The 21,328-nt window shown below is 70.2% G+C and carries 19 protein-coding genes; 11 read left to right on the top strand and 8 right to left on the bottom strand.

The genetic code is table 11. The annotated features are described in order from the left end of the window. Positions 1-12: 12 nt before the first annotated feature. Positions 13-1,257 (bottom strand): MFS transporter, encoded by a 1,245-nt coding sequence (locus AC3EO4_RS15985; RefSeq protein ID WP_379573819.1) that lies wholly within the window; start codon positions 1,255-1,257, stop codon positions 13-15. A 148-nt stretch (positions 1,258-1,405) separates the two neighbouring features. Here AC3EO4_RS15985 and AC3EO4_RS15980 point away from each other — a divergent pair, with 148 nt between their 5' ends. Continuing rightward, positions 1,406-2,071, top strand: coding sequence for a copper resistance CopC family protein (locus AC3EO4_RS15980; protein WP_431896262.1), 666 nt, complete (start codon positions 1,406-1,408; stop codon positions 2,069-2,071). After that, entirely contained in the window at positions 2,068-3,099 is a 1,032-nt protein-coding gene (locus AC3EO4_RS15975) for a copper resistance D family protein (RefSeq protein ID WP_431896260.1), read from the top strand. Before AC3EO4_RS15980 ends, AC3EO4_RS15975 begins: the two co-directional genes overlap by 4 nt. On the opposite strand, the gene AC3EO4_RS15970 is transcribed toward AC3EO4_RS15975, so the two are convergent. Then, positions 3,057-4,181, bottom strand: coding sequence for a hypothetical protein (locus AC3EO4_RS15970; RefSeq protein ID WP_379573816.1), 1,125 nt, complete (start codon positions 4,179-4,181; stop codon positions 3,057-3,059). The two genes, AC3EO4_RS15975 and AC3EO4_RS15970, sit on opposite strands and share 43 nt — an antisense overlap. Before the next feature lie 47 nt (positions 4,182-4,228). Between AC3EO4_RS15970 and AC3EO4_RS15965 the strand changes: the two genes are divergently transcribed. Further along, the gene (locus AC3EO4_RS15965) at positions 4,229-4,687 is read left to right on the top strand and encodes a hypothetical protein (RefSeq protein WP_431896258.1); all 459 of its coding nucleotides are present in this window, start codon (positions 4,229-4,231) and stop codon (positions 4,685-4,687) included. On the opposite strand, the gene AC3EO4_RS15960 is transcribed toward AC3EO4_RS15965, so the two are convergent. After that, positions 4,585-6,501, bottom strand: coding sequence for an APC family permease (locus tag AC3EO4_RS15960; protein WP_379573813.1), 1,917 nt, complete (start codon positions 6,499-6,501; stop codon positions 4,585-4,587). The two genes, AC3EO4_RS15965 and AC3EO4_RS15960, sit on opposite strands and share 103 nt — an antisense overlap. A 150-nt stretch (positions 6,502-6,651) precedes the next feature. Here AC3EO4_RS15960 and AC3EO4_RS15955 point away from each other — a divergent pair, with 150 nt between their 5' ends. Beyond that, positions 6,652-7,206: a GNAT family N-acetyltransferase gene (locus AC3EO4_RS15955; RefSeq protein ID WP_431896256.1), complete on the top strand. Its 555-nt coding sequence runs from the start codon at positions 6,652-6,654 to the stop codon at positions 7,204-7,206. On the opposite strand, the gene AC3EO4_RS15950 is transcribed toward AC3EO4_RS15955, so the two are convergent. Beyond that, positions 7,179-7,970, bottom strand: a complete 792-nt coding sequence (locus AC3EO4_RS15950; protein WP_379573811.1) for a class I SAM-dependent methyltransferase — start codon at positions 7,968-7,970, stop codon at positions 7,179-7,181. The two genes, AC3EO4_RS15955 and AC3EO4_RS15950, sit on opposite strands and share 28 nt — an antisense overlap. Next, entirely contained in the window at positions 7,967-9,217 is a 1,251-nt protein-coding gene (locus AC3EO4_RS15945) for a cytochrome P450 (RefSeq protein ID WP_431896254.1), read from the bottom strand. Before AC3EO4_RS15945 ends, AC3EO4_RS15950 begins: the two co-directional genes overlap by 4 nt. A 24-nt stretch (positions 9,218-9,241) precedes the next feature. On the opposite strand from AC3EO4_RS15945, the gene AC3EO4_RS15940 reads away from it, so the two are divergent. From AC3EO4_RS15940 to AC3EO4_RS15925, 4 genes are all read left to right on the top strand, one after another. Further along, positions 9,242-9,649, top strand: a complete 408-nt coding sequence (locus tag AC3EO4_RS15940; protein ID WP_379573808.1) for a PaaI family thioesterase — start codon at positions 9,242-9,244, stop codon at positions 9,647-9,649. A gap of 44 nt (positions 9,650-9,693) precedes the next feature. Continuing rightward, positions 9,694-12,372 (top strand): alpha/beta fold hydrolase, encoded by a 2,679-nt coding sequence (locus AC3EO4_RS15935; protein WP_431896251.1) that lies wholly within the window; start codon positions 9,694-9,696, stop codon positions 12,370-12,372. Continuing rightward, the gene (locus AC3EO4_RS15930) at positions 12,372-13,220 is read left to right on the top strand and encodes an ABC transporter permease (RefSeq protein ID WP_379573806.1); all 849 of its coding nucleotides are present in this window, start codon (positions 12,372-12,374) and stop codon (positions 13,218-13,220) included. Before AC3EO4_RS15935 ends, AC3EO4_RS15930 begins: the two co-directional genes overlap by 1 nt. A gap of 466 nt (positions 13,221-13,686) precedes the next feature. Then, positions 13,687-15,753: an ATP-binding protein gene (locus tag AC3EO4_RS15925; RefSeq protein WP_431896250.1), complete on the top strand. Its 2,067-nt coding sequence runs from the start codon at positions 13,687-13,689 to the stop codon at positions 15,751-15,753. A gap of 3 nt (positions 15,754-15,756) precedes the next feature. On the opposite strand, the gene AC3EO4_RS15920 is transcribed toward AC3EO4_RS15925, so the two are convergent. Further along, positions 15,757-16,707 carry a terpene synthase family protein gene (locus AC3EO4_RS15920; RefSeq protein ID WP_431896248.1) on the bottom strand — a complete coding sequence of 317 codons (951 nt, stop codon included), beginning with the start codon at positions 16,705-16,707 and terminating at the stop codon, positions 15,757-15,759. Positions 16,708-16,830: 123 nt separating this feature from the next. Then, on the bottom strand, positions 16,831-17,082 hold the full coding sequence (locus AC3EO4_RS15915) for an ankyrin repeat domain-containing protein (protein WP_379573802.1): 252 nt from the start codon (positions 17,080-17,082) through the stop codon (positions 16,831-16,833). Positions 17,083-17,375: 293 nt separating this feature from the next. On the opposite strand from AC3EO4_RS15915, the gene AC3EO4_RS15910 reads away from it, so the two are divergent. Next, positions 17,376-18,281 carry a proteasome assembly chaperone family protein gene (locus tag AC3EO4_RS15910; protein WP_379573801.1) on the top strand — a complete coding sequence of 302 codons (906 nt, stop codon included), beginning with the start codon at positions 17,376-17,378 and terminating at the stop codon, positions 18,279-18,281. Between the two features lie 79 nt (positions 18,282-18,360). Continuing rightward, positions 18,361-19,977 (top strand): IS1634 family transposase, encoded by a 1,617-nt coding sequence (locus AC3EO4_RS15905; RefSeq protein ID WP_431896246.1) that lies wholly within the window; start codon positions 18,361-18,363, stop codon positions 19,975-19,977. Between the two features lie 48 nt (positions 19,978-20,025). Here the strand turns inward: AC3EO4_RS15905 and AC3EO4_RS15900 are convergent, their stop codons facing one another. Continuing rightward, positions 20,026-20,937: a cation diffusion facilitator family transporter gene (locus AC3EO4_RS15900; protein WP_379573800.1), complete on the bottom strand. Its 912-nt coding sequence runs from the start codon at positions 20,935-20,937 to the stop codon at positions 20,026-20,028. 73 nt (positions 20,938-21,010) lie between these two features. On the opposite strand from AC3EO4_RS15900, the gene cmtR reads away from it, so the two are divergent. Continuing rightward, the gene (gene cmtR / locus AC3EO4_RS15895; protein ID WP_431896371.1) at positions 21,011-21,325 is read left to right on the top strand and encodes a Cd(II)/Pb(II)-sensing metalloregulatory transcriptional regulator CmtR; all 315 of its coding nucleotides are present in this window, start codon (positions 21,011-21,013) and stop codon (positions 21,323-21,325) included. Positions 21,326-21,328 lie beyond the last annotated feature (3 nt).

The raw sequence follows: 21,328 nt of genomic DNA, 5'->3' as shown, positions 1-21,328 counted from the left end.
GCCCCTGATCAGTCAGGGCACGCCGCGGATCTTCCACACCAGGACGGCGCCGAACAGCGCGAGGACGGCCGAGGCCAGGTAGAGCACGGTGTAGCCGCCCAGCCCCGCGACGATCGGCCCGGCGATCACCGGGGCGAGCACCTGCGGGCCCGAGTTGGCGATGTTGATGACGCCGAGGTCCTTCGCCCTGCCGCCGGCGCTGGGCAGGACCTGGGTGACCAGGGCGTTGTCCACGGACAGGTAGGCGCCGAACCCGGCGCCGAGGATCGCCGCGGCGGCCATGACCACGGGCCACTGCGGCCAGAACGCCATCATGACCGCGGGGATCACGCTGATCAGGCCGGAGCAGGTCACCAGGAGCCTGCGGCGGCCCAGCCGGTCCGAGACGACGCCGGCCACGACCGTGGTGAGCACCACCGTGGCGGTGTAGACGAGGATCAGGACCAGCAGCCCGTCGGTCGCCTTCTCGCCGGGGAACAGCCGCTCGTAGCCCACCTCGTCGGTGAGGAAGTACAGCAGGTAGAGCGTGGCGATCGAGTTGCCGAGCATCATCAGGAAGCGGGTGATCCACGCCCAGAAGAAGTCCGGATGCCTGACCCACAGCTCCTTCGGGTCGAACGGCGGGCGCTCGGTCAGCCGGGGATCCTTCGTGGTCAGCACGAACGGCAGCACGAACACCGCCACCACCGCGCCGACCAGCAGGTAGCCCGATCTGGTCGTGGTGGCCACGACGGTCACCAGCACGACGCCGAGCACCACCCCCACCGACTGGGGCACGCCGATCCATCCCGAGACCTCGCCGCGCTGGTCGACCGGCACGTGATCGGGCACTCCCGCGCTGAGCGCCGCCTGGGTGGCGTTGAGCGCGGCCTGGGCCAGGCACCAGCCGAGCGCGATGCCCAGCACGCTGGTCTGGAAGGCGAGGAACACCATCGCGGCGCCTCCGGCGAGCGCGCCCGCGACCGTCCACGGATGCCTGCGGCCCCAGCGGCCCGTCGTGCGGTCGGACAGGGCGCCCGCGACCGGGTTGGCCAGCATCGCCACCAGCGCGCCCGCGCCGGTCACCCAGGCCAGCGCGCCCTCCTTGTCGCCCGGGGAGACGGCGGCCAACTGCTCGGGCAGCAGCACCTGGAGCGGGGCGAAGTAGCCGACGAACAGCGCCAGGTTGGCGAAGGCGATGCTCGCCACCCACCAGGGGCCGACCCTGTGCACGGGTTCGGCCAGCGCCCCCGAGGTCGGTGGGGAGACACTGCTCATCGGGGCCTCCGCGCGGCGTGATCGGGGGAATCGCGGTGGCGGCATGCTATGCCGTACCCGATCAACACGGCTATACCGCGAACGCGGCAGGTGGCCGGCAGTGGGAGCATGTCTTGGTCAAGACATGCTCTACGGAAGGTCGAGATCGGTGAGGCGGCTACTCACGGTCCTGCTGCTCGCGTGCGCCGCGCTGGGCGTCACGGTCGCGCCCGCGCAGGCGCACAACGTGCTGACCGGCAGCGACCCCAAGGAGGGCGCCGCGCTGCCGTCCGCGCCCGAGCAGGTCACGCTGGAGTTCGACCAGCCGGCGCGGCAGGGCTTCGCCCAGGTCACGGTCACGGGTCCGGACGGCGGCAGGTGGGAGGCCGCGCAGGCCACGGTGAACGGGTCGAAGGTCACCGCGCGGCTCAGGCCGCTCGGGCCCGCCGGCGCGTACGTGATCGGCTACCGCATCCTGTCGGCCGACGGGCACCCGGTCTCAGGGAAGGTCACGTTCACGCTGACCGTCGCGGGCACCGGCACGCCCGCGTTTCAGGCGCCCGCGCCGCAGCAGTCGCAGGCGGCCGACCTCGGCGCCCAGGCGGCCGAGGCGGCGGCGAACGGCGGCGCCGGCATGGCCATCGTGTGGGTGGTCGGCGCGCTCGTGCTTCTCGGCGCGGGCACCGTCATCGCCCTGCGCCGCGCCGCCCCCTCCCCCGCCACGAACCCGTCCGCGTCCGCGCAGGCCGCCACCACCGCCGCAGGACCGGGCGACCACCCTGTCGCCTCCGCAGGCGGGACGGCCACCCGCGCCGACGGGCAGGTCGACGCATGACCGTCACCGAGGTACGGCCCGCCGCCCGTGCGGTAACGGCAGGCAGGATGTCGGCGGGCCTGGTCCTCGCCGCCGTCTGCGCGGCCGTCGTCGCCGCCACGCTGACCGCCGAGGATCCCGTCCCCGGCATCCCCCTGCCAGGCCCCGTCGTCGAGTACGGCCTGCCGGCCGTCAGGGTCCTGCTCGATCTGGCCGCCGCCGCCGTCGTCGGTCTCAGCCTGCTGCCCAAGCTGCTCGGCTTCGACGACCCCGACGCCACCGAGCCCGTCATGCGCCGCGTCAGGACCCACGCCGTCACCGCCGCGTGGATCTGGGCGATCACCGCACTGGTGACGATCGTCCTGTACACCGCCGAGCTGAGCCCTGGAACGGTGCCGACGCTCGGCATGATCGCCACCTACATCGGCTCGGTGGGCGCCGGCCAGGGCCTGCTGTTCAGCACGGCGTGCGCGCTCGGTTACGCGGCTTTCGGCCTGCTGGCCGTGCGGTTCGGCGAGAAGGTCCCCGCCGAGCTGCGGATCGTGATCGCGCTGTTCGGCCTGCTGCCGGTCCCCGTGACGGGCCACGCGGTCGACTCGGTGTGGCACGACCCCATCATGATCTCGATGGAGCTCCACGTGATGGGCGCGGCCGTCTGGACGGGCGGCCTCCTGGCGGTCGGCGCCTATCTCGCCTCACGCGGCGAGTTGCTGGCCGTCGCACTGCCCAGGTTCTCGAAGGTCGCCACGATCGCGCTGGCCGTGGTCTCCCTGTCAGGTCTGGTCAGCGGCCTTTCGACGATGGCCCTGACCACCGGCGTCGAGCTGCCGGGCGATCTGGTCGCCTCCGAGTACGGCCTGCTGGTGCTGGCCAAGGTGGCGCTGGTCGGCCTGCTGATCCCCCTCGCCGCGAACATCAGATGGCGGCTCATGCCCGGCATCGCCCGCAACGAGAAGAGCTCCATCGCCGCGTGGGCGGCGACGGAGCTCGTCGTGATGGGCCTGGCCTACGGCGTGGCCGTGGCGCTCACCCGCGCCCCGATCGGCTGATCGGCGGCGCGCAGCCCGAACCTGGTCACGAACCATTCCATGACCAGCCAGGCGACTGCCAGGCCCGCCGCCGCCCACACCGCCGAGGCGGTGGCCAGGGGCGGCGCGGCCAGCACGGCGTGCTGGGCGATGAGCGAGCCGTACACGGCCGCGGTCGCCAGCACCGCCCCCAGCACGGCTCTCAGGTACGGCATGCGGATCAGGAACGCCACGTCCACCGCGAGCGCGCCGACCACCAGGAAGAACGGCACCGCCGACTCGGGGAAGTCGGCGACGCTGAGCAGCGGCCAGACGGCCGCGCGGTAGACGACGAGGGCGGCGGCGACCAGCGTCGCCGTGCCGAACCTGCCGACCATCATCCGCGCCACGGCCAGCACGATCAGGCCGGCGACGGTGAAGTAGACGGGGTAGAGGTAGTCGGGCACCGGCAGCGAGAAGGCGACCATCATGTCACGGTCCACCGGCCTGCCCATCTGGTCGGCGGCGAACTGCATGAGGATCGGCTCCGCCTCCGGCGCCCCCCTGTCCCAGGCGGCGATGGCGAACACGCCGTACTCCTGGTGCTGGGCGGGGAAGAGGATGTTCTCCAGGAAGAAGGCGAACAGCGCGGCGAGCACGGGCTTGCCTCCCCCGCCGACGTACCAGCCCCGGATCACCCCCGCGATCATGAAGAAGGTGCCGAGGTAGAGCAGGATGTGCGAGGGACTCCACGAGGTGATGTCGAGCCCGTTGACCCGGTGGTTGATCAGGTCGAGCGGCACCGCGACCAGGAAGGTGCCCGTCCCCCACTGGATCAGCCGCAGCGCGGTTCTGTCGACGCCATAACCGGTGTAACCATGAATGATGGTGAGCGCAAGGACGATCGCCGTGCCCGCCGAGTTGAGCAGGTGCGGGGGTGCCAGGTCGTCACGCAGCCACTTGAAATGCCAGGAGACGTCCCATGAGGAGCCCAGCACCTTGAGGACGAAAGCCAGCAGCCACCCGTAGTAAAGGACCTTGAAAAGCTCTGGCGGCGTCTCACGCCCGGCCTGCCCGCGTGTCCAATAGGGCAGCGCCCAATCGATAGCCGCTCGTATTCTCACGCCAGGACATCATGCCTGGCCTTTACCTTCTTAGCAATCACGCCCCCGTGGGCACGAAGGGCACGCCCCCGCGGGACGGCGAGGGCTGCCACCTGCCCGCCGTCGTCACCTTCACCCCCGGCGCCGTCCACCGCCTGGTCGACGCCGACGGCAGGCTGCGCATCGTCGTGGCGATGCAGAACAGCGGCCTGCCCGAGGCGGGCGACGCGGTCTTCACCTCCCCGCCCGAGATCCTGCGGGACCCCGGCAGGTACGGCCAGGCCGCCACGGTGACCGACGCCGAGGGCGCCCGCCGCCGTCGCGACCTGGCGATCGAGGGGTTCCTGCGGCTGCGTGACGGGGAGTCCCTGGAGGACTTCCACCGGGCCGCCGGCCGCGATGGCGGCCGGCGTCGGGCGGCAGGTCAGCCGACGTGGACGACCGGGCGGCGGCCGGCGTCGGGTTCGGCCTGGCGGAGCACCTCGCGGGTGAGGGGCGGGATGTCGCCACCGCCGAAGACCAGGTAGCGCAGCAGCGCGCCGATGGGGTTGCCCTCGGCCGCCCAGTGGAAGTACACGTGCGGGGTCTTGTCCGTCTGGTCGCGCAGGTACAGCAGCAGGGCGGCGATGGAGTTGGCGACCGTGGAGCTCTCCATGCGAAGGACGCGGAAGCCGTGCCGTTCCTCGCCGACGACCCGCAACTCGCCCGCGAACTCGGAGGCGTCGGGGACGCTCACCTCGAGGAAGAGCAGGCCCTCGCCGGTGCGCAGGCGGTGCAGCTCCCAGGCTTCGCGGGCCTTGTCGACGTACTCCTTCTGGTCGCGGGCGTTCGGCTCGTTGGCGATGAGGCGGATGTCGCCGCACTGGTTGATGTACTGCCGCGCCAGGTCGTCGAGCGTGATGTTGGTGACGCGCAGTTCGGTGGAGCGGGTGGCGCGGGAGATCAACGAGGTGATCACGATGGCGACGACGAACAGCAGGGCGATCACCAGGCCGTCGGGCCGTTCGATGATGTTGGCGACCGTGGCGTAGCCGAAGATGAGCGTGATGATCCCGAACGAGATCGCGGCGCGGATCCGGCCGCCGTGCCAGGCCGACAGGGTGACCGCGACGGCGGCCGAGAGAATCAGCGCGAGCACGCCGGTGGCGTAGGCGCCGCCCTGGGACTCCACCTCGGCGCCGAAGAAGACGGTGATGAGGAAGGAGACGGCGGTGAAGACCAGGACCATGGGCCGGGCCGCGCGCGACCAGTCAGGGGCCATGCCGTACCTGGGCAGGTAGCGCGGCACGATGTTGAGGAGCCCGGCCAGCGCGGAGGCTCCGGCGAACCACAGGATGGCGATGGTGGACAGGTCGTAGGCGGTGCCGAACCAGTCGCCGAGGTAGGCGTGGGCCAGGTACGCCAGGGCGCGCCCGTTGGCCGCGCCGCCCTCGGCGAACTCCTCGGCGGGGATGAGCACGGTGGTGGCGAAGCTCGAGGTGATCAGGAAGACGCTCATGACGAGCGCCGCGGTGGTCAGCAGCTTGCGCGCGCCCTTGATCCGGCTGGTGAGCTCTCCCTTGACCAGCGGCATCACCGCCACGCCCGTCTCGAAGCCGGACAGTCCCAGGGCGAGTTTGGGCATCACGTAGAGCGATACGGCGATCATCGCGATCGGGCTCGAGTGCTGGCTGGTCAGCGCCGCCTGCCAGTCGGAGATCAGCAGGGGCTCGGCGAACACCTGCCGCAGGGCCGCCGCCACCACGACCGCGTTCAGCAGCAGGTACACCGCCACCAGGACGACGGCGATGGAGATGGCCTCGCTGAACCCGGCCAGGAACACCCCGCCCAGCGCGGCGATCAGCGCCAGCGTGACGGGCACCTGCCAACCGGCGAACATCTCGGGCACGAACGGGTTGTGCAGCAGGTGGGCGGTGGCATCGGCCGCCGACAGGGTGATGGTCACGATGAAGGCCGTGGCCACGAAGCCGAGCAGGAACAGCACGAGCAGCTTGCCGCGCCAGCCCGGCAGGAGGCGTTCCAGCATCGACAGCGAGCCGAGCCCGTGGGGGCTCTCCTTGGCCACGGCCCTGTAGGTCGGCAGCGCGCCGAACAGGGTGAGCGCCACCAGCAGCACGGTGGCGATCGGGCTGAGCGTGCCCGCGGCGAGCGCGGCGATGCCTGGCTGGTAGCCCAGGGTGGAGAAGTAGTCCACGCCGGTCAGGCACATCACCTGCCACCAGGAGTGCTGGTGGCCGGGTGACTCCTCGTGATGCGGGCCGCTTCCCTGCGCCGAGCGTTGCAGGCCCTTCAGCAGCCACGCCCTGAGCGCCCCATCTCGCACGGCAGCGCGCTGGTCCACGCCGGCCAACCTGGCCACCCCCACATCAAGTACACGTAAAGACGAACGCACACTACTGAGGCCACAGGTGGTTCAATCGCGATCGGGGCGTCAAGAAAACGTCAATTTCGGCGGGCCGCCCGTACACGGGTTCGGGCAGAATGGCCGCTCATGACCTTCTTTGTGCGCCCCGCGACGCCCGACGACGCGCTCGCGATCGAGACCGTCAGGATCCAGACGTGGAAGTTCGCCTACAGGGACGCGATGCCCGACGCCTTTCTCGACGGCCTGGCCGTCACCGACGAGAACGTGCGCCTGCGCACGCGGGCGCTCGGCTCGGGCCGCACCCGCGCGTTCGTCGCCGTGAGCGCGGGCACGGAGAAGGACGCGCCGGAGGGCACGGACGAGGTCGCGCCGGGGGGCGCAGGGGCGGACGCGGTGGTGGGCTTCAGCATGTTCGGTGAGAGCCGCGACGACCGGGCCGACACCGAGGTCTACGCGATCTACGTGCTACCCGGCCACCTGTCCACCGGCCTGGGCCGGGCCCTGATGGCGACCACGGTGGAGGCGATCCCCACCGAGCGCACGATCGGCCTGTGGGTGCTGTCGGCCAACCCGCGCGCCCGCCGGTTCTACGAGAGGTTCGGTTTCGTGGAGAGCGGATTCTCCAAGGTCGAGGACGGCATGGAGGAGATCCACTACCGCTTGGCCGCCCGCAGCGAGTAGAGGAGCGGCACCGCGGGCCGCCCCTCGGGGAAACGGTAGATCGGCCCGTGCGCCTCCAGCGAGCCGAAGCGCCTGAAGAGCGTGAAGTCGTGCTCGTGCAGGAACTCCACACGCAGCCCCACCCCGGCCAGCGCGGTCACGACCTCGCCGATGCCGTGCGCGAACTGCACGGACGTGGTGTTCTCCAGCACCTCGGAGCCGGTGTAGGTGTGCGGGAAGTCCTCCACCTGGGGCGCGCGGTCGAAGTAGTCGTACGCCACCCTGGAGCCGTCCTCGAGGTCGAGGATGTCGCCGAAGGGGTGGAACTCGGCCAGGTAGAGGAAACCGCCCGGCTTGAGCAGCGAGTCGACGACCCGCGCCCACCTGTCCAGGTCGGGCAGCCAGACCAGCGCGCCGATGCCGGTGTAGACGATGTCGAAGCCGTCGCCGGCCGCCGAGGGTGCGTCGTAGACGTCGGCCTCCACGAACCTGGCGGCGATGCCGCACTCGGCGGCGATCGCGCGGGCGGCCTCGACGGCCTTGCCGGAGAAGTCGACGCCGGTCACGTCGGCGCCGAGCCTGGCCCACGCCAGGGTGTCGAGCCCGAAATGGCACTGCAGGTGGACCAGCCGCTGCCCTCGCACATCGCCCATCTCGGCCAACTCGAACGGCCGCAGCGGCTGCTCGCCGGCCTTGAACCCCGCGACGTCGTAGTACGCGCTGCCGACGTGGATCGCCACGCGCTCGTCCCAGTTGGCCCTGTTGACATCGAGATAGTCGGTCATGATCTCGACTCTAGGAGGACGGGCAAATGCTTTAATCCGTTCTGGAAGTTCGAGACCAGCCTGACGGGTTCGCCGTCGAGCCGTACGTCCCACCGCAGGAGCTCGGCGAAGACGGCGCGCATCTGCGTCCTGGCCAGGTGGGCGCCCAGGCAGACGTGCGGGCCGAACCCGAAGCTGACGTGGTCGTTCGGGGACCGGGTGATGTCGAAGCGGTCGGGGTCGGGGAAGACCGTCTCGTCCCTGTTGGCCGAGGCGTGGTAGACGACGACCTTGTCCCCCGCCCTGATCGGCTGCCCTCCCAGTTCCAGGTCGCGCGTCGCGGTACGGCGGAAGTCCATGACGGGTGGCCAGAAACGCAGCATCTCCTCCACGGCGGGGGCGAGCAGTTCGGGCCGCGCCCGCAGCAGCTCCATGGCCTCGGGATGCTCCAGCAGGCACAGCAGGCCGCCGGGGATGCCGTTGCGCAGCGTCTCGTTGCCCGCCACCGCGAACAGGAAGAACATGTTCTCGAACTCGGCCTCGGTCAGGCCGCCGTCGAGCATGGCCGCCATCACGTCGTCCCGTCCTTTCGACCGGGCGGCGAGCGCGTGGGCGTAGGCGAACATGTCCGCCAGCGCCGCCCTCGACCTGGGATTGACGCCGGGCCGCCGCTCGGGCCTGACGGCGACGGCGATCCTGCCGATCGGGCTGAGGTCCTCGGCGGTGGACAGGTGGGCGTACTCCTCGTCCTGGTAGCCGATCACCCGCGACGCCCAGTCGTACAGCAGGCGCCGGTCCTGCTCCGGCACGCCCATCACGTGCGCCAGCGTCCACACCGGCAGGTCGGCGGCCACCTCCACGAAGTCGCACCGGCCCGCCGCGAACAGCCGCGCCGCCCGCGCGGCGATCGTCTCCTCCAGCGCGCGCACGGCCCTCGGCGTGAAGGCCGCCGCGACGATCCTGCGCAGCCTCGAATGTTCCGGCGGATCGGTGTTGAGCATCATCGCCTGGACGAACGCCAGGTCGGCGGGGGTGTCAGGGTCGCGGATCTGCGTCGCGCCCAGGTGGGAGGAGAAGTCGGACGGCGTGCGCAGGACGTGTTTCACGTCCGCGTGCCCGAACACCCCCCAGAATCCGGGCCCCGACCGCCACGGCCCGACCTCGGGCTCCGGGATCCGGCAGACGGGCGACTGGCGCCGCAACGTCGCGAACAGCTCGTACGGCACGCCCGCGCCGTACGTCGACGGCAGGAAGACCTCCTCAAGCATGACTCCAGCGTGCATGATGACGGCGTGACTCCTGAAGAAGGCGACGCCATACTCAAGGACAACTTCGCCCCCTGGGTCCTGGACCTGGGGCTGAGCGTGGAAGAGGTGGGCGAGCGCCACGCGCTGCTCCGCCTGCCGTGGTCAGGACGGCTGGCGAGGGAGGGCGGCGGGATCAGCGGCCAGGCGCTCATGGCCGCCGCCGACACCGCGACCGTCATCGCGATCTCCTCGGCCAGGGGCGGCTTCGTGCCGATGACCACCGTCCAGCAGTCCACGACGTTCCAGCGGCCCGTCACCGAGGCCGACGTGCTCGTCGAGGCGCGCGTCACCAAGTTGGGCCGCACGCTCGCCTTCGCCGAGATCACGCTGAGCGCCGAGGGCGGCCCAGGACCCGCCGCACGAGCCAGCACCGTCTACGCCCTGTTGGGCTGACCGCGTCTCAGCTGCCTCTCAGGACTGCTCAGTACGCTCGGTCCATGAAGAGAGCAGCCGCGCTGGTCGCGGCGCTGGCCGTACTCGCGACGGTGGTCTGGCTGGTGTGGCCGTCCGCCCCCGAGATCAGCGGCCAGGAGCAGCGGATCGCCGTCGTCGACGGCCCGGGAAACGACCAGCGGGTCGAGCTCGACACGACGTACTTCCCGCCCGCGGGCGGTGGCAGGGCTCCGGCCGTGCTGCTCGCCCACGGGTTCGGCGGCAGCAAGCAGAGCGTCAGGGCCCAGGCGGTGCGGCTCGCGCAGCAGGGCTACGCGGTGCTGACCTGGTCGGCGCGCGGCTTCGGCCGCTCCACCGGGCAGATCGCGCTCAACTCGCCCGACTACGAGGTCAAGGACGTCAAGCAGCTCATCGACTGGCTGGCCAAACGGCCCGACGTACGGCTGGACGCCGCGGGCGACCCGCGCCTCGGCATCGCCGGCGGCTCGTACGGCGGCGCGATCGCGCTCATGACCGCCGCCCATGACGCCAGGGTCGACGCGATCGTCCCGATGATCACCTGGAACGACCTGTCGGAGGCGCTGTTCCCGAACGGCGTGTTCAAGAAGATGTGGGCGGGGCTCTTCTTCAGCAGGGGCGGGCCCGCCCTCGAGGCGCAGGGGCCCGACGCCGCCTCAGGCCCCGGCGCGCAGGCGCTCGGCGCGCTGACCGCCCAGCCCCGGCCGCTGTCGGCCGAGGAGGCCAGGTGCGGCAGGTTCCTGCCCGCGGTGTGCGAGATGTACCAGGAGGTGGCCGCCACCGGCAGGCCGACCCCGGCGGCGATCGAGATGCTGCGCGCGTCGAGCCCCGTGTCGGTCGCGGGGCGGATCAAGGCGCCGACGCTGCTGATCCAGGGGCAGCGCGACTCGCTGTTCACCCTCGCGCAGGCCGACGCGAACGCCAAGGCGATCGCGGCGGCGGGGACGCCGGTCGAGGTGATGTGGTTCGACGGCGGGCACGACGGCGGGAACGGCGAGGTGGACTGGCTGGACGAGCGCCTGCTCGACTGGTTCGACCGCCACCTGAGGACGGACGCCGGTGTCGCGGGGAACGCGGGCACCGCAACGACCGCCGGGCCCGGCGCGTCTGGCGGGTCCGGCGGGGGTGGCGACACCACCGCCCGGACGATGAAGGGGTTCATCATCACGCGAGACGGCGGTCGCGACCCCGGCACCCGCCAGCGCATCCGCCTGCACCCGGGCACCGACCGCTACCCGGGCCTGGCGGGCACCTCCACCGTCGAGGTACGGCTCGCGGGCCCCGACCAGAACGTCGCCAACCCGCCGGGTGGCAGCCCCGCCTCGATCTCGGCCGTGCCGGGCGTCGGCGGGCTGCTCGGCGGCGGCGCCGCGCAGGGCAACCTCAGCGTCTCCCTCGACATGCCGGGCCAGAGCGCGGTCTTCGAGTCCGCGCCGCTGACCGAGCCGCTGCAGCTCACCGGCACCCCGACCGTGAAGGTCAGGGTCCAGGGCAAGGGCGAGGCGACGCTGTTCGCCAAGCTCTACGACGTGGCCGACGCCGCCACCCCGCCGACGCTGCCGGCCGGCCTGGTGGCGCCGGTGCGGATCACCGCCGGCTCCGGCGAGGCGACGGTCACGCTGCCCGCCGTCGACCACAGGTTCGCGGCAGGCCATCGGGTACGGCTGGCGCTGACGACGACCGACATGGGCTACGCGACTCCCGCAGAGCCCGCGAGCTACGTGGTGGGTCTGGCCTCGCCGACGCTGACCGTGCCGACGGTGCCCGAGCTCGCCGCGCCGCCGTCCGGTCCCGTGTGGTGGACATGGGCGCTGCCCCTGGCGGCGATCGCGGTGGCCGCGCTCATCGTGGCGACGGGCCGCAGAACGGCCGCCGCCGCTCCCCCGTCCTCGGCGGACGGCGCCCCCGTCGAGCTCGCGAGCGCTGCCGGCGACCAGCTCGGGACGCCGGCCGGCGCGGCCCGCGGTGCCGAGGTCCCGTTGGAGATCGCGGGACTGACGAAGGCCTACAGGAACGGCGAGAAGGCCGTGGACGGCCTGTCGTTCAGGGTGGAGAAGGGCCAGGTGCTCGGGCTGCTCGGCCCGAACGGCGCGGGCAAGACCACCACGATGCGGATGATGATGGGCCTCATCCAGCCCGACGCGGGCGAGATCCGGATCTTCGGTGACGCGGTGACGCCGGGGGCTCCCGTCCTGTCGAGGCTGGGCTCGTTCGTCGAGGGTCCGGGCTTCCTGCCCCACCTGTCGGGGCGCGACAACCTGACCCTGTACTGGCAGGCGACGGGACGGCCCCCGCAGGACGCCCGCATGGAGGAGGCGCTGGAGATCGCCGGTCTCGGCACCGCGCTGGAGCGGGCCGTGCGCACCTACTCCCAGGGCATGCGCCAGCGCCTGGCCATCGCGCAGGCCATGCTCGGCCTGCCCGACCTGCTCGTGCTCGACGAGCCCACCAACGGGCTCGACCCGCCCCAGATCAGGGAGATGCGCGAGGTGCTCAAGCGCTACGCCCGCGACGGCCGTACGGTGATCGTCTCCAGCCACCTGCTGGCGGAGGTGGAGCAGACCTGCAGCCACGTGGTGGTCATGCACCGCGGCCGCCTGGTGAGCACGGGCCCGGTGTCCGACCTGCTCGGCACCGCCAAGCACAACGGACACGGCGCCCGCCTCGAGGACGTGTTCCTCGACCTGATCGGAGACAAGTCTTGATGACGACCGCCGCTCCCGGTTACCTCGCCCGCCGGACGCTGCCCCTGCGGGTGGAGATCGTCAGGCAGTTCAAGCGGCGGCGCACGCTGGTGATGTTCGGGCTGCTGCTGGCGTTGCCGTGGATCCTGGTGATCGCCTTCCAGTTCGGCCCGCAGAACACCGGCCAGCAGAACGCGCTGCGCCTGTCGGACCTGGCCACGCAGGGCGGGCTCAACTTCGCCGCGTTCGCGCTGTCGGTGTCGGCGAGTTTCCTGCTGGTGGTGGCGGTGGCGCTGTTCTGCGGCGACACCGTGGCCAGCGAGGCGAACTGGTCGTCGCTGCGCTACCTTCTGGCCGCGCCGGTGCCGCGGGACCGGCTGCTGCGGCAGAAGCTCGTCGTGGCGCTGGGGTACTCGGCGGCGGCGGTGATCTGCCTGCCGGTGATGGCGCTGATCGCGGGCACGCTGGTGTTCGGCTGGAACGACATCCAGGTGCCGGGGACCGGGGAGACGATCCCCGCGTTCGACGTGCTGCCGCGCTTCGGGATCGTGATCGGGTACGCGCTGGTCAGCCAGCTCGTGGTGGCGTCCGTTGCCTTCCTGCTGTCGACGATGACGGACTCACCGCTGGGCGCGGTGGGCGGCGCGGTCGGACTGGTGATCGTCAGCACCATCCTGCAGGCGGTGGAGGCGCTGGGTTCGCTGAGGGAGTTCCTGCCGACGTTCTGGAACACGGCGTGGATGGACGCGCTGGCCCCGGCGCTGGACTGGGGCGGGATGACCAAGGGGGCCGCGGTGTCGGTCACCTACGCGGCGATCCTGATCGCGATCGCCTTCCGCCGCTTCCGCCGTAAGGACGTCGTCAGCTGACCCGCGCCCCGGTGGGGGCCGCGGCAGTCAGGGGCCGCGGAACAGGAGGGGGCCGATGGGCCGGGGCTCGTGAGGGCGCCGGCCCATCGGTCGTCATCCACGGCTCCGGCGGCGTCACGACACCTGAGGGCCAGGATGTGAGTCACGGGAGGGCAGGAAAGTTCATCCTCCACGACAGGCCGTGTCAGCCCCAGTGAGGGGGCTTGTTGTCGAGGTAGAAAGCATCGGGATCCTCGTCCCGATCATCGCCCCACCCCAGGTCGGTGTCGTCCGAGGTCTGCTCAGGCAGGAATTCGCTCACGGCGACAATGCTATCCGGAGGAAGAAACGCCACCCTCGCACATGTAAGCCTCAAGGGACAGTAAAGGCTACTCGGGGTACAGTGGATCCGCGCGTGAGAAGGTGTCCGGCTACCCCCGTGAGGCTGCCCATGGCCACCCCGACAGGTTGGCGTCGAGAAGGCAATTTGCCGGCGGAGCTCACGAGCTTCGTCGGCCGGACGAGGCTGCTTGCCAACCTCAAACGCCACTTGTCCGAGTCGAACCTCGTGACGGTCACCGGCATCGGTGGCGTCGGCAAGTCGCGGACGGTGCTGCGGCTCGCCCATCAGGTGCGTTCACAGTTCGCCGACGGCGTGTGGTTCGCCGACCTGGCGAGGCTGCAGGACGCGGGCATGGTGAAGAACACCATCGCCTCCGCGCTCGGCGTGGCCGACCAGTCGGCGCGCGGCGAGTCCGAGTCGCTGTCGGAGTGGGTCGGCGACCGCGACATGCTGCTCATCCTCGACACCTGCGAGCACCTGATCGAGGGCTGCGCTGAGCTGATCGACGAGCTCCTGCACAGCAACCCGCGGCTGAAGATCCTGGCGACGAGCCGCCAGTCGCTGCACCTGCCGTACGAGCACGTGGTGCCGGTGCCGCCGCTGGCTGTGCCGGGCGACAACCCGGACGAGAACCTGTTCACCAACGAGTCGGTGCAGCTGTTCGCGGCCAGGGCGGGCGCGGTGGTGCCCGACTTCGTGCTGGACGAGCAGAACATCGGCGCGGTGGCCGAGCTGTGCCGCCGCCTCGACGGCATCCCGCTGGCGATCGAGCTGGCCGCGGTGCGGCTGCGCGCGCTGTCGGTGGATCAGATCCTGGGGCTGCTGACCGACCGGTTCAGCCTGCTGGCCGGGGCGAGCCGTACGGCGCTGCCACGGCACCAGACCCTGCGCGCGGCCATCGGATGGAGCCACGAGCTGTGCGAGCCGTCCGAGCGGCTGCTGTGGGCGCGCCTTTCGGTGTTCGCCGGCGACTTCGAGCTCGACGCGGCCAGGTTCGTCTGCTCCGACGACCGGCTGCCCGCCGAGGAGATCACCGACCTGGTGACGGGGCTGGTGGAGAAGTCCATCCTGCTGATCAAGAGCGATCACGCGGGCGTGCGCTACAAGCTCATCGACACGCTGGCCGAGTACGGCGAGGAGTGGCTGGACAAGCTCGGCGAGACGGAGCATCTGCGCCACAAGCACCTGGCCTACTACCTGAGCCTGGCCCGCAGGAGCGAGGACGCCTGGTCGGGGCCGCGGCAGATCTACTGGTTCGTCCGCATGCGCCAGGAGCATGACAACGTCAGGCTCGCGCTGGAGCACGCGCTGCGCACGCCGGGCGACAGCGTGCTGGCGCTGGAGCTGCTGTCGTCGCTGTGGTTCATGTGGATCTGCTGCGGGTTCATCCGCGAAGGCCGCATCTACCTCGAGCGGGCGCTGCGGGCCAATCCCGAGCCGAGCAAGGAACGATGCAAGGCGCTGTGGGTGCTGTCCTACGTGCGCAGCGCCCAGGGCGACAGCGCGGGCGCGCTGGAGTCGGCCGAGCAGTGCAGCAGCGAGGCGGTGCTGGTCGGCGACTCGCGCGCGGTCATCCTGGCGTCCAAGATGCAGGGTACGGCGGCGCTGCTGCAGGGCGACCTGCAGAAGGCGAGCGCGCTGCTGGGCATGGCGATCGAGTTCAACACCGGCAACAAGGAGCTGAACCCGGGCCTGCTGCCGGCGATCGTGGAGCTGTCGATTGTGCTGACGACGCAGGGGGAGCTGTACGAGGCCGAATCGCTCCTGGTCGACGTCCTGCAGGTGTGCAAGGAACGCGGTGAGCTCTGGGTCAGCTCCTATGCGAGCTGGGCGCTTGCCCTGCCGTTGATGTCGACGGGCAGGCCGGAGGCGGCGTTGACCTCGGCTCAGGAAGGGCTGCGCATCAAGCGCCACTTCCACGACACGCTGGGTACGCTCGTGGCGCTGGAGACTACGGCGCGGATCTTCGCCAGTCTCGAGCAGGCCGAGTTGGCCGCGCAGCTGCTGGGCGCGCTCAAGGCGAACTGGACGACCTCGGGTCTGCCGATGATGGGCGCCCCGTTCCTGACGAACGAGCACGAGAAGTGCGTCAAGGAGTGTCAGAAGTCGCTCGGCGAGGCCGTCTACAACGCCGCGTTCGAACGTGGCGCGCGGCTCGACCTCGACGAGGCGTCCACGATGGCACTGGGCGAGGTGGACGCCCCGTCGTAGTGGTCAGCCGGCCTTGCTCCAGGTGGTGCCGGACGGCCATGCGTGGATGTAGCGGGCGCTGCCGAGCGAGAACTCGATGTGCCCGCGCACCCAATGCTCCAGTCCGCGGACATATCTGCGCACCGGCAGCGACGCCCATCGTTCGAGAACGGCGCGACGTTCGACGAACGCGGCGATGGCGTCGTTGTGCATGTTCGACACCTCGTCGAGCGCCTTCTGCACGTTGAAGAACCTGTGCGTGGCCAGGACGGTGACCAGGTTGTGCCTGGCCTTGTCGTTGCCGCGCTCCTTGGCGTACGACAGCAGGTCGTTGTCCCACCCGATGAGATCACAGGCGAGGTCGGACAGCATGCGGACGTCGGGATGGTGCCACTCCTCTGCTTCAAGGCGGTATCCGCCACCGACGTCGATGAGAGCGAGGCAGGTGTAGGTTGCCCCAGTGATGCGGCGCATGAGGACGTAGTCCTCGACGCTGGGGATGAGGTCCACCTCACGGTTGGCCGCCTCCCAGATCTGGGCGAACAGGTACTCCTTGACCGTGGTTCGCCATCGTTCGACCTGGGCGGGCGTCGCCATCTCGGCGATGCGGAGTTGCAGTTCGCGGAGGGTCAGGCCGAACGGATCGTCTGGTGCCGGCTGACGGCGACCGTCGAGGATCTCCAGGAGGGGAGGCAGGGCGTGGGCGAGTGCGGAGGCCCGGTGCCCGATGAGCTCTCCCTCGCAGAAGGCGTCGTCGAAGGCGAACAGCCAGTTGTACCAGTCGTTGAGCAGCCTGAGACTCTCACGTGGGATGAGCGGGTTGGTGCGGGCCGCCAGCATTCCGATCTTGGAGCGGCGGAAATGATCAATGATCTTCTGGTCGGCGAGCATGCCGGACGCGGCGAGCCACCGGTGGCTCTCGGCGTCCACCTCCTCGGCGTGGTCATTGATCTCGTCAGGGAACGGACACGGCAATGCGGGAATGCGAAGTGGTCGCCTACTGAAGGCCTGCGCAGAGGGGGTCGTAGTTGCCACCCATCTAGCATGACGAGGGACCGTTCAAAAAGCCACACTAGCGATATATGACGATATTCCAGCCTATTCTTCCGAGAACCCCGCGAGAAATTGTTGGTTGGAAAACATCTGCACTGTGTCAACTGCTGCATCGGCGCCGGCCCGCGGGTCGGCGGCGATTTCGAGCAGGACCCTGACCACGCCCGATTCCTTCTTGATGACCGCTCCGGCCGACGGTGTTCGACCCCGCTCATGGAAGAGGTCACGATCGGCGCCGTAGTCCTCGAGCATCCTGACGATGTCGGCGTGACCGTGATATGCCGCCGGCACCAGCAAGATGTCACCCTTCTGGTTGGCGAAATGCGCCAGGACACCTGCCCTTACGTCGTCGGGAAGTGTGACCGTGCCCCGGTCTGGCCAGGTCGAACATCTCGCCGGCGACCCTCTCGCGCTCGGGGCGCTCGTTCTTGAGGTCGCTGTGCCGGTGCGCGGGGATCAGGTTACCGGGCGGTTACGCCCGCCCACCCGGGGCTCCGGTGCGTTTTTCTCCTCGGTAGGGTGCCGTGCACGGAATCGTTCCGGCTCGCCGAAGGTTCTGGAGAGAGTACCGAGGGAAAGGCTGATCAAACGTGTTCGACCCGACGGATCTCTACCGGCTGGCGGAGGAGACCCCCGAGCTCACCGATCCCGTGCTGGTGTACCACTTCGACGGGTTCGTCGACGCGGGTGCCGCAGGACGGCTCGCGATGGGCCATCTGCTTGCCGAGCTGGAGCACAGCGTCGTGGCGACGTTCGATGTCGACCGCCTGCTCGACTACCGGTCGCGGCGGCCGACGATGACGTTCGACACCGACAGGTGGGTCGACTACGAGGCCCCCGAGCTTGCCCTCTATCAGGCGCGTGACCTGACGGGCACGCCGTTCCTGCTGCTGAGCGGCCCGGAGCCGGACAGGGAGTGGGAGCTGTTCACCGCCGCGGTGGGCGCGCTGGCCGAGCGGCTCGGCGTGAGCAAGCTGGTGACCGTGCACGGCATCCCGATGGCCGTCCCCCACACCAGGCCGCTGGGCGTCACCGCCCACGCGAGCAGGCCCGAGCTGATCAACTCGCAGGTGAGCGCGTTCGGCAGGGTGCAGGTGCCGGGCAGTGTCGCGGCGCTGCTGGAGTTCCGGCTGGGCAGGCAGGGGCGGGACGCGCTCGGCTATGCCGTGCACGTGCCGCACTACCTGTCGCAGGCGGAGTACCCGCAGGCCGCGGTCACCGCGCTGGAGGCGGTGACGAAGGGGACGGGGCTGGTCTTCCCGATGGACAGCCTGCACGACGCGGCCGGCCGTACGACGGCGGAGATCGAGGAGCAGATCCAGTCCTCGAGCGAGCTGTCGTCGGCGATCACGGGGCTGGAGCAGCAGTACGACGCCTTCGCCGGCGGCGAGCAGCGGGAGAACCTGATGGCCGAGAGCACACCGATGCCGACGGGCGACGAGCTGGCCGCGCAGTTCGAGGCGTTCCTGGCCGAGCGGGACGACCGCGACGGCTAGCCCCGTTTTCCGCACGTCGGGGTAATTGGAGATCGTTGGGTTTGCTGTGTTGATCGTCGTGGCGGTATGACCTGAGCTCGTGAGACAGCGTGCGCAGTGGGGCCAGGCCAGCGTCGAGAAGATGCTCGGGGCGTTGCCGGTGGCAGCCGAGTTCTGTTCGCGGTTACGGATCCGGGAGTTGGTCGATGCCGCCTGCCCAGTGCGGGATGTGGCCGAACTGACTCACGGCCAGGTGATCGAGGTGCTGGTGGCCAACCGGCTCACCTCGCCCGCGCCGCTGGTGCACGTGCAGCAATGGGCCAGAAACTGGGCGGTGGCCGAGGCGTTCGGGACCGAACCCGATCTGCTCAACGATGACCGGATCGGCCGGGCGTTGGATGCCATCGCCCCGCATCTGGACCAACTGGCCGGATCGGTCGGGCTGGCCGCGATCGAGGCGTTCGGCATCGACGTGGCTCGCCTGCACTGGGACATGACCTCGATCTCGCTGCACGGCGACTACGAGCAGACCGAACCGGAGTTCGCGCGGCCGAGGTTCGGCCATCCCAAGGACCGGCGGCCGGATCTGAAGCAGATACAGGCCGGGATCGCGGTGACCGCCGATGGCGGCGTGCCGGTCTTTCACCGTGCCTATGACGGCGCGGCCGGTGAGGTGGGGCAGGTCATCGGCGCCATGCAAGCGCTGCAACGGCTGGCCGGTCCGCAGCAGATGCTGATGATCGGTGATTCCAAGCTGATCTCGTATGCGAACCTGGCCGAGATGAGCGCCGGGCAGGTGCGCTTCATCGCTCCGGCCTCCAAACTGTATGTCAGCGCCGAAACGCTGGCCGGCCTGGAGCTGGCCGACGCGATCAAGGTGGACTACGTGGCCGCCCGGGACGTCGGCAAGCCCGCCGAGCGGCGCGGTGTCTGGCACGTGTGCGAAGACGCCATGACGCTGGCCGGGCCGCGTAAGAGGGACCCGATCCTTTCGCTGCGCCGGATCTTCGTGCATTCCTCGGCCCGCGCGCAGGCGGCCGCCACGGCCCGGGCCAAGAAGCTGGAGCGGGCTCGTGAGGATCTGGCCCGGCTGGAGCGCGGCCTGGGCAGCCGGCACTACCCCGACGAGCAGGCGGTCGCCGCCCGTGTGGCCGCCATCGGCCGCGCCCGGCGGGTGGCCGGCTACCTGTCCGCTGTGACCGGCACCGCCCCGGTGACGGGCAAGCCCACCCTGGCCTGGCACTTCGACCAGAACGCGATCGACGCCGAAGCCGCCACCGACGGCTGGTACGCCTTGCTGACCAACCTGCCCGCCGACACCGCCGACGCCGCCCAGGTGCTGGCCCACTACAAAGGCCAGGAAGCGGTCGAGCGCCGCTACCAGGCTTTTAAGGGTCCGCTGGCCGTCACCAGCCTGTATCTGAAGAACAACCGCCGCATCAACGCGCTGATCACCGTGATCTGCCTGGCGCTGCTCATCTTCTGCCTGATCGAACGCCAGGTTCGCCAGGCCTTGGCCGCCCAGGGCGCGACCAAGGTGGACCGCTTGTATGCCGGTCGGCATGCCGTTCCCACCGGCCGGCTCATCCTGGACGCGTTGGCCGGCATCCGGCTGATCCCGGGTACCGGCCAGTCACCCCCGACCATCCCGCAACCTACCGATCTCCAGCTCCATCTCCTGGCCCTCCTCGACGTTGATCCACGAGACCTCCGCTGAAGATCACTCACATGCGGAAAACGGGGCTAGCCGGCCGGCCGGTGCCCGTCAGTGGTGCCTGGCGCCCTCGTGGTCGACGTGGCCCGCGGGTTCGAGCTGCAGCGTGGAGTGCTCCACGTCGAAGTGCCCTGCCAGGCACTGGTGCAGGCGGTCGAGCAGCGGGCCGCACCCGGCCAACGCCTCCTCCTCCACGACCACGTGCGCGGACATGACGGGCACGCCTGAGGTGATCGTCCAGGCGTGAAGGTCGTGGACGTCGGTGACGCCGGGCGCCTCCAGCAGGTGCTTGCGCACCTCGGCCAGGTCCACGCCCTTGGGGGTGGCCTCCAGCAGGATGTCGACGGCCTCCCTGAGGAGCTTCCACGTCCTGGGCAGGATGAGCAGCGCGATGACGATCGAGATGATCGCGTCGGCGGCCACCCAGCCGGTGAGCTGGATGACGAGCGCGCCGGCGATCACCGCCACGGAGCCGAGCAGATCGCCGAGCACCTCGAGGTAGGCGCCTCTGAGGTTGAGGCTCTCCTCCTGACCCTCGCGCAGCAGCCACAGCGCGATCCCGTTGGCGACCAGGCCGACCACCGCGGCGACCAGCATGATGGTGGAGCCGACCGGCTCGGGGTCGGCGAACCTGCGCACGGCCTCGACGAGGATGTAGCCGCTCAGCGCCAGCAGCAGGACGGCGTTGACGGCGGCGGCCAGGATCTCCGCCCGCTGGTAGCCGAACGTCCTGCGGGAGCTGGCGGGCTTGCCGGCCACCCAGATCGCGAACAGCGCGAGCACGATGCCTGCGGCATCGGTTGCCATGTGGCCCGCGTCGGCGAGCAGGGCGAGGCTGCCGGACATGACCGCCCCGACGACCTGGACGACCAGGACGCTCAGCGTGAGCGGCAGCACGATCATCAACCGCTTGCGGTGGACCGCGCCGGCCGTCGTGTGGCCGTGCCCATGACCGTGTCCCATGTGTCGCCTCCCCGATCTATACAGTCAACCATGTATATACAGCAGGAGCTGTATATACAGCAACTCGTGTATCCTGATTATCGTGTTCACTGTGGAGACCCGGCTCGACGCGATGGCCAGAATCGGCAGGGCCCTCGCCGACCCGAACCGCTGCCGGTTGCTCATCGCCCTGCTCCAGGGCCCCTCCTACCCCGCCCGGCTGGCCGACGAGCTGGGGCTCACGCGGCAGAACGTCTCCAACCACCTGGCGTGCCTGCGAGGATGCGGCCTCGTCGTCGCGGTCCCCGAGGGACGGCAGACGCGCTACGAGATCTCCGACGGGCGGCTGGCGCACGCGATCGAGGACCTCATCCACGTCGCCCTCGCCGTCGATCTCGACCACATCTGACCG

The sequence above is a fragment of the Nonomuraea sp. bgisy101 genome (assembly GCF_057708945.1).
This window is presented reverse-complemented; position numbering and strand designations above follow the sequence as displayed.

Coding starts and splice junctions, on each gene's coding strand:
- AC3EO4_RS15985 (WP_379573819.1), bottom strand. CDS start 1,257: ATGAGCAGTGTCTCCCCACCGACCTCGGGGGCGCTGGCCGAACCCGTG.
- AC3EO4_RS15975 (WP_431896260.1), top strand. CDS start 2,068: ATGACCGTCACCGAGGTACGGCCCGCCGCCCGTGCGGTAACGGCAGGC.
- AC3EO4_RS15955 (WP_431896256.1), top strand. CDS start 6,652: ATGACCTTCTTTGTGCGCCCCGCGACGCCCGACGACGCGCTCGCGATC.
- AC3EO4_RS15950 (WP_379573811.1), bottom strand. CDS start 7,970: ATGACCGACTATCTCGATGTCAACAGGGCCAACTGGGACGAGCGCGTG.
- AC3EO4_RS15945 (WP_431896254.1), bottom strand. CDS start 9,217: ATGCTTGAGGAGGTCTTCCTGCCGTCGACGTACGGCGCGGGCGTGCCG.
- AC3EO4_RS15935 (WP_431896251.1), top strand. CDS start 9,694: ATGAAGAGAGCAGCCGCGCTGGTCGCGGCGCTGGCCGTACTCGCGACG.
- AC3EO4_RS15930 (WP_379573806.1), top strand. CDS start 12,372: ATGACGACCGCCGCTCCCGGTTACCTCGCCCGCCGGACGCTGCCCCTG.
- AC3EO4_RS15900 (WP_379573800.1), bottom strand. CDS start 20,937: ATGGGACACGGTCATGGGCACGGCCACACGACGGCCGGCGCGGTCCAC.